At 69.9% G+C, this 11946-nt stretch carries 10 protein-coding genes; 2 read left to right on the top strand and 8 right to left on the bottom strand.

Features of this window, described 5'->3' with window-relative positions:
• The first annotated feature begins 349 nt into the window (after positions 1–349).
• A complete protein-coding gene (locus ACWD4A_RS22725) occupies positions 350–835 on the top strand; it encodes an NUDIX hydrolase (protein ID WP_451196630.1) in 486 nt (161 codons plus the stop codon).
• On the opposite strand, the gene ACWD4A_RS22720 is transcribed toward ACWD4A_RS22725, so the two are convergent.
• The 7 genes from ACWD4A_RS22720 to ACWD4A_RS22690 all read right to left on the bottom strand — a co-directional run bounded on the left by ACWD4A_RS22720 (position 813) and on the right by ACWD4A_RS22690 (position 9618).
• Positions 813–1328 (bottom strand): hypothetical protein, encoded by a 516-nt coding sequence (locus ACWD4A_RS22720; protein WP_451196626.1) that lies wholly within the window; start codon positions 1326–1328, stop codon positions 813–815. The genes ACWD4A_RS22725 and ACWD4A_RS22720 overlap by 23 nt on opposite strands.
• 83 nt (positions 1329–1411) lie before the next feature.
• Positions 1412–2155, bottom strand: coding sequence for a Crp/Fnr family transcriptional regulator (locus tag ACWD4A_RS22715; protein WP_451196623.1), 744 nt, complete (start codon positions 2153–2155; stop codon positions 1412–1414).
• Positions 2156–3494: 1339 nt separating this feature from the next.
• Positions 3495–4778, bottom strand: coding sequence for a geranylgeranyl reductase family protein (locus ACWD4A_RS22710; RefSeq protein WP_451196621.1), 1284 nt, complete (start codon positions 4776–4778; stop codon positions 3495–3497).
• 206 nt (positions 4779–4984) lie between these two features.
• Positions 4985–5683: a demethylmenaquinone methyltransferase gene (locus tag ACWD4A_RS22705; protein ID WP_451196618.1), complete on the bottom strand. Its 699-nt coding sequence runs from the start codon at positions 5681–5683 to the stop codon at positions 4985–4987.
• Between the two features lie 486 nt (positions 5684–6169).
• On the bottom strand, positions 6170–6820 hold the full coding sequence (locus ACWD4A_RS22700) for an amidohydrolase family protein (RefSeq protein WP_451196615.1): 651 nt from the start codon (positions 6818–6820) through the stop codon (positions 6170–6172).
• A gap of 9 nt (positions 6821–6829) precedes the next feature.
• Entirely contained in the window at positions 6830–8026 is a 1197-nt protein-coding gene (gene mqnC / locus ACWD4A_RS22695; RefSeq protein ID WP_451196612.1) for a cyclic dehypoxanthinyl futalosine synthase, read from the bottom strand.
• A gap of 83 nt (positions 8027–8109) precedes the next feature.
• Positions 8110–9618 (bottom strand): serine/threonine-protein kinase, encoded by a 1509-nt coding sequence (locus tag ACWD4A_RS22690; RefSeq protein WP_451196610.1) that lies wholly within the window; start codon positions 9616–9618, stop codon positions 8110–8112.
• A 164-nt stretch (positions 9619–9782) separates the two neighbouring features.
• Here ACWD4A_RS22690 and ACWD4A_RS22685 point away from each other — a divergent pair, with 164 nt between their 5' ends.
• Positions 9783–10895: an alpha/beta hydrolase gene (locus ACWD4A_RS22685; protein ID WP_451196609.1), complete on the top strand. Its 1113-nt coding sequence runs from the start codon at positions 9783–9785 to the stop codon at positions 10893–10895.
• Between the two features lie 79 nt (positions 10896–10974).
• On the opposite strand, the gene ACWD4A_RS22680 is transcribed toward ACWD4A_RS22685, so the two are convergent.
• Positions 10975–11838, bottom strand: coding sequence for a menaquinone biosynthetic enzyme MqnA/MqnD family protein (locus ACWD4A_RS22680; protein ID WP_451196607.1), 864 nt, complete (start codon positions 11836–11838; stop codon positions 10975–10977).
• Positions 11839–11946: the final 108 nt, after the last annotated feature.

Below are 11946 nucleotides of genomic sequence, written 5' to 3'. Positions count from 1 at the left end.
AACCTGCGGGGCCCCTGAGGCTTCCGCTGTTCCCGAATCTCGAAGTCCATCGCATCCCCTGAACTGGGGTGTTGCGACGACCACTAGAACGGAAGCGCCGACGGGGGCCTCTGCACACTCCGTCGCACCCGTTCGACGTAGAACCCTTGCGACGCCTCATGGCGCAGCGCTACGTTCTCCTCGCAACCGATCCGGGCACGGCTCGCCGAGTACAGCTATGCCCGTGACGATTACGCAACTCCCCTTGCCTGCCTCCCGGTTGCGTGGGGAGCGCTTCCCGAGGCGTCGCACCCCTCCCCCACCCCGAAGGGGCACGGCACCCCCACTCACGCGAGAATGCGCAGGGCTGATGACACTGGACACGGCGCGCGTCGCGCCACTTGGAACCCGTGTGCGCGGACTGGCACGTATCACCGACGAGAACGGTCACCTGCTGTACCTCATCCCGGGCAGCGGGAAGGAATGGGTCCTCCCCGGAGGGCTCGGGCTCCCCGGGGAGTCGGCGGCCGACGCGCTCGCGTATCACGTGCGCCATGCGCTTGGAGTTCACGTGACACCAGGCGCTGTCCTGGTGGTTGAGTCACCCTCAGGTGATGACGGCAAGCCCGCGTACCTGATCGACTGCGGCACGCTGAGCCCGGAGGAAATCCACGCCATCCGGCTGCCGATCGCCACGAGGGCAGCCACGCGCGAGTACCTGGCGTACGGCTTCGCCGACACGGCTGAACTCTCAACTCGCCTGCACCCGGCCCACCGTCGCCTGTTGAAAGCAGCCGAAGATCGGGGGAGCCCCCCACACCGTGCGCTGCGAATCAGCTTCGTCGCAGCGACTTGATCTTCTGCTGGGCAGTGATGACGGCCCGCGCGAGTTCGGCGCGGGCGGCCTCCTGCTTCATGGCTCGCACAAGCTGGGCACGGTGCTCTGCGAGAGACACCTCCGTATCGGGGCCCAGCTCGGGAAGGGCCGTTGCGATGTGCCCCTCGGCGCACCCCACCACATGGGTGAGTTCGGGGCGGATGAATCCGAAGTGGTCGGCCATCCCCTTGATCATGTTGCAGGTCCGGGCCACTTCCTCGAAGTCGGCGGCGTGGCACGGCTTCTGAGCGAGTGCGCACTGGGCCTTGTACAGGTCGTCGATCCACTCGTTGATGTTGCTGAGCTCGGCGTTCTCCTCGTCCTTGTGCCGCATCTTGCGCATCCAGGCGAAGACCTGCCAGTTGTGGTGGAGGTTGTACATGCCGAGTGCACCCATGACGACGCCGACGGCGATGGCCACCAAGAGGCTGCCGGCGCTGGTACCGAGCGCCAGCGTGGTGGAGCTGGTCATCAAGTTGCTGTCCGTTCGTGGTGCGCCGGAACCCGTGGGTACCGGCATGCAGAGAATGGTGGGTCCAGGGGGCCGCGACGGGTCTACGCCGCGACGGCGGCGAACTGGCGGAGGGCCTTGATGTCGCGGACGATGAACTTGCGGTACCGGGCTTCCACGACGTCGTAGCGGCGCAGGGCCCGGATCGCGTTCTCGACCGTGGAGATACCCAGTTGGAGCGCGGCGGCCATGTCCCTCTGGCTCGGTCCGGTGATCACCGTGCAGTTGGACGTCCGGGGATCGGGGACACCGGCGATGTCGGCAAAGTGCGAAACAAGCCCGGTGATGCGCTGGAACGGCGGCCTCGCGCTCATGGCGTAGACGAGCTCGTCGCTGCGGTTGCGGTCCTCGAGACTCCGCAGGAGAGCGAGCTGGACCTCGGGCTCATCGCGCTGCAGGAGGCTCATGGAGCTCACTCGCCAGGGGATGACGACGGTCTGGGAGAGACAACGGGTGACGACGGACGAGCGAGGGGCGATCAGTTTGGCCTCGCCCACGAGCTGGCCAACGCCCCTGAACCGCACGATCGTTGGGATGCCTTCGCCGACACCCAAGGGGAAGCGGTCCTGGCGCACGCAGCCCTCTATGACGATGTACACGTAATTGTCGTCCGCTCCCAGCGGCAGAAGCTCGTCCCGGGCGAACACCCGCGCCCGGGCCCGGGGTTCCATCTGGAGCATCGCCTGCCACGTCGGTGTCGGCAGGCGCTGCAGAAAGCTCCCGTCAGGCATCGCCTGATGGCCGAGCAGAAGGTCGGTCAGCCGCGAGGTCTCGGCTGTGGAGGACATCTTCACTCCCCCGCTCCGAGGACAGTCGCATGTGCGCGAACATACGCGCTCTCGGGGGCGCGATGGCGACGGAACGTCACATGCGAGAGGCCACAACCCCCGGCGGCGACGGCGATCATCAGGTCTGCCTCCTGAAACGTAGGCGTACCGGGGCCCGCCGCACGGCGGGCCCCGGGTGGTGGTGGGTCCAGGGCCCTCTCCGAGAGGTACAGCAGTGCTGGTTGGTGAGACCGAGCGCGTGGAGGTGACCTGAGCGAGCACAACGCTACTCCGCGGGTGGACCGAGATCCAGCCGCGAATTCCAGCTTCCTGCAGGGAAGAGTGGAGACCTCCGGGAGGCCCTCGCTATGGGGCTTTGTTACAGAAGCCACTGCCCCCTATTAAATAGGCAGCAATCATTTCGCAAACATTCCGAAGTTACCGACTGGATAGCCATGGAGCCCCCGGAATGGTTTTCCTGGGTGAGCGACGACAGACGCGGACATGAACGCTCAGCGAAAAGGGAGGCCCCGGGGCACCACCCCCGAGACCTCCCAGAAAGGCCTGGACCCACCGAGGAACAGACCGATGTCCAGTAAACACCACGGGCAGGGGGAAGGTCACACCAGATCCCGTGCCAAGGTCTCCTCGCCGCCGAACTCACCAACAAAAACCCCCATCCGTGGGGGTCTTGCTACAACGGCGGCACTGACTTGAGCACGCCAACGAGTCGACACCTCGCCCTCACCTTTGCCCCTTTCGTGCATCTTCTGACGAAGTCACTCTGCCGCCGCGAGGCGGCTAGGGCGTTACCACGCGATGATTGGCGATCAAGAATTGACAAAATCGATCACCCGGGACACGTCCAGCCCATCCCGCCCTCGATTGCAAGTGCAATCCGCGCGGACGGAATTTACCTTCCCTCCACGCTCACCGCTTTTCGATTTCACCGTCCCGGACCTCGGCCATAAAAGAGTCGGTCCCTTTTTCCTTTTCCGTCGGACCTTCAGCGGAAATCCGCAGCCCGCCGAGTCGGCAACCCCGGAAGTCGACTAATGCACAATGTCATCTTGTCGGCAGTCAACGGGACGGGCTCTGTACCGCAGACCGCACGCCGCGCTCGGCAGGAAACTTTTTGCTCGTCAGATTTGCTACACAGTGAGCGAGTCGGCCCGCCGGGTGAGCAACTCTGCACAGATGCGTACAGAAGGTGAACAGCGAGGCACTCTGTGTAACTTTTGTCACTCTCGGGAAACAACGGGGCCTGCGCAGCCTCGCCGACGACAACGGCTTCCCGTCCGCCCTGCGCCGGGCGACCGTTTGACGTCCACCGGACGCACCGGCCGCCCGGGTCACGCCGTCACGAGCGCGGTGCCACCTTCGACAGGCCGTTGATGATGCGGTCCATCGCGTCGCCGCCCGTGGGGTCCGTCAGGTTGGCCAGCATCTTCAGCGTGAACTTCATCAGCAGCGGGTGCGTCAGGCCGCGTTCCGTCGCCATCCGCATGACCTTCGGGTTGCCGATGAGCTTCACGAAGGCACGGCCGAGCGTGTAGTAGCCGCCGTAGGTGTCCTTGAGGATCTTCGGGTAGCGCTGGAGGGCCAGCTCGCGCTGGGCGTACGAGGCGCGGGCGTGCGCCTGCACGATGACCTCGGCGGCGATCTGGCCGGACTCCATGGCGTACGCGATGCCCTCGCCGTTGAACGGGTTGACCAGGCCGCCCGCGTCGCCGACCAGCAACAGGCCGCGCGTGTAGTGCGGCTGACGGTTGAAGGCCATCGGGAGGGCGGCGCCGCGGATGGGGCCGGTCATGTTCTCGGGGGTGTAGCCCCAGTCCTCGGGCATGGACGCGCACCACGCCTTGAGGACCTCGCGCCAGTCCAGTTCCTTGAAGGAGTCGGAGGTGTTGAGGACGCCGAGGCCGACGTTGCTCGTGCCGTCGCCCATGCCGAAGATCCAGCCGTAGCCGGGCAGCAGCCGGTCCTGCGGGCCGCGCCGGTCCCACAGCTCCAGCCAGGACTCCAGGTAGTCGTCGTCGTGCCGGGGCGAGGTGAAGTACGTGCGGACGGCCACGCCCATCGGGCGGTCCTCGCGCCGGTGCAGGCCCATCGCCAGCGACAGGCGCGTGGAGTTGCCGTCCGCGGCGACGACGAGCGGCGCGTGGAAGGTGACCGGCGTCTTCTCCTCGCCGAGCTTGGCGTGCACCCCGGTGACGCGGCCCGTGCGGTCGTCGATGATCGGCGCGCCGACGTTGCAGCGCTCGTACAGCCGGGCGCCCGCCTTCTCCGCGTTCCGCGCGAGCTGCTCGTCGAAGTCGTCGCGCTTGCGGACGAGTCCGTAGTCGGGGAAGGAGGCGAGGTCGGGCCAGTCGAGCTGGAGCCGGACGCCGCCGCCGATGATGCGCAGGCCCTTGTTGCGCAGCCAGCCCGCCTCCTCGGAGATGTCGATGCCCATCGACACGAGCTGCTTGGTGGCGCGCGGGGTCAGGCCGTCACCGCAGACCTTCTCGCGCGGGAAGGCGGTCTTCTCCAGCAGGAGGACGTCCAGGCCCGCCTTGGCCAAGTGGTACGCGGTGCTGGAGCCGGCCGGGCCCGCACCGACGACGATCACGTCGGCGGTGTGGGCGGTCTGGGACTCGGTCACGGTCGGCTCTCCGTTCGGCGAAGGACTCGGGCACCCGAGTCTATGAGCCGGTCCCTGACGGACGGGCCCCGGCCTCGGCGCCTATGAAGCGGCAGCGCCCCAAAGGGGCGCGGGGAACTGCGCGAGCAACCCCGGACGGCCCGCGGACGCCGACCGACCCCGCCGCTCACCCCAGTAGGCGCACAGGACCGCTGGCCCGCACCCGCCTACGCCGAAGGCTTGACGCCCCGGTGCAGAGCCACCACGCCGCCCGTGAGGTTGCGCCAGGCGACGTCCGCCCAGCCCGCCCGCTGGAGGCTCGCGGCCAGCGCCGGCTGGTCGGGCCAGGCCCGGATCGACTCGGCGAGGTAGACGTACGCGTCCGGGTTGCTGCTCACGGCCCGTGCGACCGGCGGCAGCGCGCGCATCAGGTACTCGGTGTAGACCGTGCGGAACGGCGCCCAAGTGGGCTGGCTGAACTCGCAGATCACCACGCGCCCGCCCGGCTTCGTCACCCGCAGCATCTCGCGCAGCGCGACCTCGGTCTCCTGCACGTTGCGCAGGCCGAAGGAGATGGTGACGGCGTCGAACACACCGTCCGCGAAGGGCAGCCGGGTCGCGTCACCGGCGGTGAACGGCAACCACCCGGTGCGCTTCTTGCCCTCGCGGAGCATGCCGACGGAGAAGTCGCACGGGACGACGTACGCGCCCGCGGCGGCGAACGGCATGGAGGAGGTGCCCGTGCCGGCCGCGAGGTCCAGCACCTTCTCGCCCGGACGGGCGTGCACGGCCCGGTCGACGGCCTTGCGCCACAGGCGGGCCTGGCCGAGCGACAGCACGTCGTTGGTCAGGTCGTATTTGGCCGCCACGTCGTCGAACATCGCGGCGACTTCGTGCGGCTGCTTCTCCAGGGATGCTCGGGTCACGCGCCCCATTCTTCACCGCGCGCCACGGGGCCGCCGCCGCGGGGTTCGTACGCGCCCGGGTGCGGCCCGGTTCGCCGCCTGCGGCGGGAGCGGCCTGCGGCCGCGTCCTCAAACGCCGGACGGGCTGAGTGTGCTGGCCGTGACCTGGACCTGCAGGCCCGCAGTGTGCGGACTACGGTCCGCGAGATTCAGCCCGTCCGGCGATTGAGGACATGCCCGAAGGGCATGCCCGCCGCTGGGGGTCCCCCCGGCCGAAGGCTGGGGGAGGCCACGGCGGGACAGCCGAAAGACCTGGACGGGGACGGTCCGCTGACGGCCGGCGCCAGCGACGTGGTTTCGGGGACCCCCGCCCCCCGGAACCACCGGGAACCCCCCGGTCCCACCGCCCCCGCACGTCTCATCCTCATAGGCGAAAAAGGAAGATCCACATCCGTTAACGTCCCCCTGACGTGGGACGCAACCGCTTTTACGGATCGTTGACGCGCGTCAGCGCGCCCGGTAGACCAGCCGCCCGGCGAGCACCGTGGCGACGCAGGACCCCGCCCCCCGCACCGCGAGCTCGGCGGCGTCCCGGACGTCGAAGACGGCGAAGTCCGCCCGCGCCCCGGGCACCAGGGTGCCCGCGAACGCCGCGTCCGGCGCGGCGCCTTCGGGCAGGGCGGCCAGCGGGTCCAGCGTCGGCGGCAGGTCCGGCGGCGCCTGCCGGTGGACCTGGACGAGGCCGGAGCGCGCCACCGCGACCCGTACGGCCGCGCGCGCGAAGGGACCGGCCACCGCGGTCGTGCCGTGCCGCAGCAGCCGCTGCGCACCGCGCCGCGCGGACGCGCCCCAGCGGGCGTCGTCCATGCCGAGCGCCGCCGGCCGGTCGCCGGTCAGCGGCTCCTCGCCGAGCTCGTCCGCCTCGCGCGGGTCCGGGTGGTAGGCGGCCTCCAGCAGCGCGGCGGCACCGGGGTGCACCAGACCGGGGGTGAGCACACCGGGCCAGCGGCGGACCCTGGCCCGCGGATGCGCCGCGGCCACGTCCTCGTACGCCCCGACGGCCACGATCCGGTCGCCCTCCACGGCGACGGCCCCCTCGGGCAGGGGGACCGCCCCGGGGCCGGCCAGCAGCAGCTCAGCCGCGTGGATGGTCAGCACGGCCGCGGGTCAGCTCGTCGCGACGATCTTCAGCTCGGGGTGCGCGGTGCCGCCCTCGATCGCCGTGGAGGAGAGGTGGGAGACCACGCGGTCGTCGACCGGGTCGTTCGCCGGGTCGTCGTGCACCAGCAGGTGCTCGTACGTCGTCGCCCGCTGCGCCGGGACGCGGCCCGCCTTGCGGATGAGGTCGATGATCTCCATGCGGTTGGAGCGGTGCCTGGCACCGGCCGAGGAGACGACGTTCTCCTCCAGCATGATCGAACCGAGGTCGTCCGCGCCGTAGTGCAGCGACAGCTGGCCGACCTCCTTGCCCGTCGTCAGCCAGGAGCCCTGGATGTGCGCCACGTTGTCGAGGAAGAGGCGGGCGATGGCGATCATCCGCAGGTACTCGAAGATCGTCGCCTGCGTACGGCCCTTGAGGTGGTTGTTCTCCGGCTGGTACGTGTACGGGATGAACGCGCGGAAACCGCCCGTGCGGTCCTGCACGTCACGGATCATCCGGAGGTGCTCGATCCGCTCCGCGTTGGTCTCGCCCGTGCCCATCAGCATGGTGGAGGTGGACTCGACGCCCAGGTCGTGGGCGAGCTCCATGATCTCCAGCCAGCGCTCGCCCGACTCCTTCAGCGGCGCGATGGCCTTCCGCGGCCGCTCCGGCAGCAACTCCGCACCCGCGCCCGCGAAGGAGTCGAGACCCGCGGCGTGGATACGGCGGATCGCCTCCTCCGCGCTCACCCCGGAGATCCGCGCCATGTGGTCCACCTCGGACGCGCCGAGCGAGTGGATCACCAGCTGCGGGAACTCCTTCTTGATGGCCGCGAAGTGCTCCTCGTAGTACTCCACGCCGTAGTCCGGGTGGTGCCCGCCCTGGAACATGATCTGGGTGCCGCCCAGTTCCACGGTCTCCGCGCAGCGCCGCAGGATGTCGTCCATCCCGCGCGTCCACACCTTGTCGCTCTTCGGCGGCGCGTAGAAGGCGCAGAACTTGCACGCCGTCACACACGCGTTGGTGTAGTTGATGTTCCGCTCGATGATGTACGTCGCGATGTGCTCCGTACCCGCGTAGCGCCGACGGCGCACCGCGTCGGCCGCCGCGCCCAGGGCGTGCAGCGGCGCCGACCGGTACAGCTCCAGCGCCTCCTCCGGGGAGATCCGGCCACCGGCGGCGGCACGGTCGAGGACGGACTGAAGGTCGGCGTTCTCGGTCACCGGGCGTCCCTTCGGAGGGGGTTTGACAGACCGATCCAGCCTACGCCAGCCCTCCGTCACGGCTGCGGGCGGCCGCCGCCCGGTCACCCCCCGCTCCTGGTGAGCGTCGCCGTGGGCCGGCCCCCGTCCGCGTCCTCCGACGCGTAGGAGAGCCTGCCCCCGCCGGCGAGCGCGAACGTGATCCGCGAGGTGTTCCCCGTGCAGCCGAGCGCGGGGGTGCCGTCGGTGACCTCTTCGAGGGTGAGCCGGGTGGCGGTGGCGGTGAGCAGCCTGGCCTTGCTGTGGCACTCCAGGACGTTGAGGGCGGAGTAGGTCGTACGGGCCACGTACGCGCCCTTGTCGCCGGGGGTGACGGTGGCGGTCATCGTGCCGTTGGGGGTGCCGTCGGACTGGCGGATGTCGCCGGTCCAGGTGCCGAGGAAGTCTTTGGGGACGGTGTCGCCGGCGCTGGCCTTCGCGGGTGGGTTCGCGGTGGTCTTGCTGCCGTCGGGCAGCAGAGCGAAGGTGAGTGCCGCGGCGGCGGCGAGCGTTGCGGTACCGGCCAGGACCAGCACCCGGGTCCGGCGGGTGGGGGCTGCGCCCCCGGGCTCTTCGGCTGCCGGCCGGTGGTCAGGTTGTGCCCACCCGTTCCGCCCTGCGGAACGATTGCCCACAACAGTGGGGGAAACCGAGGTTTCCAGATCCAGGAGTTCCACCGCCCTTCGGCTCACCCGTTCCAGGACCGGTGGTGGCAGCCAGCCGGCGTGGACCAGTTCGCGGGCGCCCCCGGCAGGGGTCAGGCGACGGGCCAGGGCCGTGGGGGTGGGGCGGTCCGTCGGGGACTTGGCGAGGCAGGACTCGACCAGGGCGCGCAGTCCCCCCGTCAGTCCGGGGCCGAGCACCGGCGGCTCGTGAACCACCCGATAGAGGAGGGCCGCCGAGTTGCCGCCGGGGAAGGGCGGCTCGCCCGTGGCCGCGTACGCGAGGACCGCGCCGTAGGAGAAGACGTCCGCCGCGCCCGTCACCTCCTCCCCGAGGATCTGCTCGGGGGCCATATAACCGGGCGAGCCGATGGACACCCCCGTCTCGGTCAGGGACGCCGTCGCGTCCGAGGCCCGCGCGATCCCGAAGTCGATCAGCCGGGGGCCGTCCAGGGCCAGCAGCACGTTCGACGGTTTGACGTCGCGGTGCACCAGGCCCAGCGCGTGCACGGCGGCGAGGGCCTCCGCCAGGCCCGCGGCCAGCGTCCGTACGGTCGGCTCCGGCAGCGCGCCGGTGTCGAGCACGGCCTCGGTGAGGGAGGGCCCGGCGACATAGCCCGTCGCCACCCAGGGGACCGGTGCGTCGGGGTCGGCGTCCAGTACGGGCGCGGTCCACTGCCGCCCGTCCGGCCGGGCGTCCCCGGCCACCCGCCGCGCCGCCTCGACCTCGCGCCGGAAGCGCGCCCGGAACTGCTCGTCGACGGCGAAGTGCGGGTGGACGGCCTTGACCGCGACCGTGCGGCCGCCCGCGCTGCGCCCCAGGTACACCCGGCCCATGCCGCCCGCCCCGAGCCGCCCCAGCAGCCGGTATGCGCCGATGACCTGCGGATCTTCCGTGCCCAGTGGCTGCATCGGGCCGTTCGCCTCCCCCGCCGGGGGCCCGCCGAACCCCGATTTTCAGCCTATGACTCAATTCACGGGGTCCGGCAGGAACCCCGTGGCCAGGTTTGCCCATCCACCAGGACGGAACAAACCGTCATGTCCTTCGGGGCAGCAGCATCATCCGGAGCGACGCGATGACGCACTCATCCAACGGGGCCTATCGGTCCCAGGGCCACCGCCGTGCATCCAGCGCCAAACGCTGGATCATCGTCGTGGCGTCCATAGCCGTGCTCGGGCTGATCGCCTGGCCCGTCATGACCTATTTCGAGATCCCGCCCTTCACCGACAAGGGCAAGTCCATCAGCTTCGGCCAGGTGCCGAGCGGCGGCGGACAGGCCGGCGGGACCAGCGGCGACGCGGGCGCCGACTCCAAGATGTCGATGCCGACCAACCCGACCGCCGACTTCAAGATCGCCAGCACGCTCGGCAACGGCACGCACGTCGCGGTGACCACCGTCGACGGCAAGAAGTCCGGCTTCAAGGGCAAGGTCTGGGTGTGGGCGCCCAAGGAGTACGAGGACCCGAAGTTCGCCAAGAGCGGCTTCCCGGTCCTGATCGCCCTCCCCGGCGGCCCCGGCTTCCCGGCCAACTACTGGATGGACGACAACCTCAAGCTGGAGTCGTCGATCTCCAAGTGGTACTCCGAGGGCAAGAGCAAGCCCTTCCTCCTCGCGATGCCGGTCCTCAACCCGCACCCGGACGACGGCGGGCTCTACTGGGACGGCAGTGACATCCCCGGCCAGCCCAAGATGGGCACCTGGCTCACCGAGGACGTCCCGGACCTGATGAAGGAGAACTTCCGGACGATCAAGTCGCGCGACGGCTGGGCGTTCATGGGCTCCTCCTCCGGCGGTTTCTCCGGCCTGAAGGCCGTGCTCAAGCACCCGGACAAGTTCAAGGCCGTGATCGCCTCCGGCCCGGACATCGTCCCGGACTCCCCGCTGTGGAAGGGCCACGAGCAGGAGAAGAACGAGAACAACCCCGAACTGCTGGCCAAGGCCCTGATCGCCGCCAACAAGCCGGGCCAGGACGTCTACCTCGCGTTCCAGTACGGAACGCTGGAGAAGAGCGTCATCCCGAAGGTGGACCAGTTCATCAAGACGTACGGCAACAAGGGGCCGATCCACACCCGCCTCCAGGTCATCCAGGGCGGCAAGCACGACGCCAAGACCTATGTGCAGGGCATGGGCGACGGCAGCATCGCGTGGATCAGCGAGCAGATGGAGGGCCCGGTCCCGGCCCCCTGACCCGCCCGCCGGGCCCCGGCCCGTTCCACCGGGACCCGGTAACGAGTCCTTCCCGAAGCCCTGACCCCGATCGCCGGGGTCAGGGCTTCAGCAGTTCCACCCGCACATCGGCGGGGAAGCCCGTCGTCGGACCCGTGCGTCTGGCGAACTCGGTCACGCCCGCGAGCTGGTCCGGGCCGAAGCGGAAGTCGAGCGTCGTGAAGTAGCGCTCCAGCAGTTCCGCGTCGAACGCCTCCCAGCGCGCCGCCTGCTCGGCGACCTTGCCGACCTCGTCCAGCGACACGTCCCGGGACTCCAGGAAGGCCCGGTGGACCTCGGCGACGAGCCGCGGCTCGCGGGCCAGATAGTCCTTCCGCACGGCCCACACCGCGAAGACGAACGGCAGCCCCGTCCACTCCTTCCACATCCGCCCCAGGTCGTGGACCTCCAGGCCGAGCCGCGGCGCGTCGTGCAGCGAGGCCCGCAGCGCGGCGTCCCCGATCAGCACGGCGGCGTCCGCCTCCCGCATCATCAGGCCCAGGTCGGGCGGGCAGGTGTAGTAGTCGGGCCGCACGCCGTACTGCTCGGCGAGCAGCAACTGCGCCAGGCGCACGGAGGTGCGCGACGTGGAGCCGAGTGCCACGCGCGCCCCGTCCAGCTCGGCCAGCGGCTTCTGCGAGACGATCACGCAGGACATGACGTCGCCGTCGCAGCCGACCGCGATGTCGGGCAGGGCCACCAACTGGTCGGCGTTCCGCAGGAACTCGACGAGGGTGACGGGGCCGATGTCCAGCTCGCCGCGGATCAGCCGCTCGCTGAGCTTCTCGGGGGTGTCCTTGGTCAGGTCCAGGTCGAGCAGCGTGCCGGTGCGGGCGAGCCCCCAGTAGAGGGGCAGGCAGTTGAGGAACTGGATATGGCCGACGCGGGGGCGGCCGCTACGCCGGTCCGAGGCTGAATTGTCCACGTCCGGAGGCTAGCCCTGTGCGCCCGGCGGATGCGGAGCGGGGGCCTCCTCCTGGCCGCACCCGACCGTCGATCTTTTCCGTCCGGAAGGCCGGGAAAACCATCCGGT

It is taken from the genome of Streptomyces sp. NPDC002537 (genome assembly GCF_053594975.1).
Note: the sequence above shows the minus strand (reverse complement) of the source record. Positions and strands in the feature narration are given on the sequence as shown.

What these genes read in the sequence shown, in the direction of transcription:
- ACWD4A_RS22685 (WP_451196609.1), top strand. Translation starts at nt 9,783, where the DNA reads ATGACGCACTCATCCAACGGGGCCTATCGGTCCCAGGGCCACCGCCGT.
- ACWD4A_RS22690 (WP_451196610.1), bottom strand. Translation starts at nt 9,618, where the DNA reads ATGCAGCCACTGGGCACGGAAGATCCGCAGGTCATCGGCGCATACCGG.
- ACWD4A_RS22725 (WP_451196630.1), top strand. Translation starts at nt 350, where the DNA reads ATGACACTGGACACGGCGCGCGTCGCGCCACTTGGAACCCGTGTGCGC.
- ACWD4A_RS22720 (WP_451196626.1), bottom strand. Translation starts at nt 1,328, where the DNA reads ATGACCAGCTCCACCACGCTGGCGCTCGGTACCAGCGCCGGCAGCCTC.
- ACWD4A_RS22715 (WP_451196623.1), bottom strand. Translation starts at nt 2,155, where the DNA reads ATGTCCTCCACAGCCGAGACCTCGCGGCTGACCGACCTTCTGCTCGGC.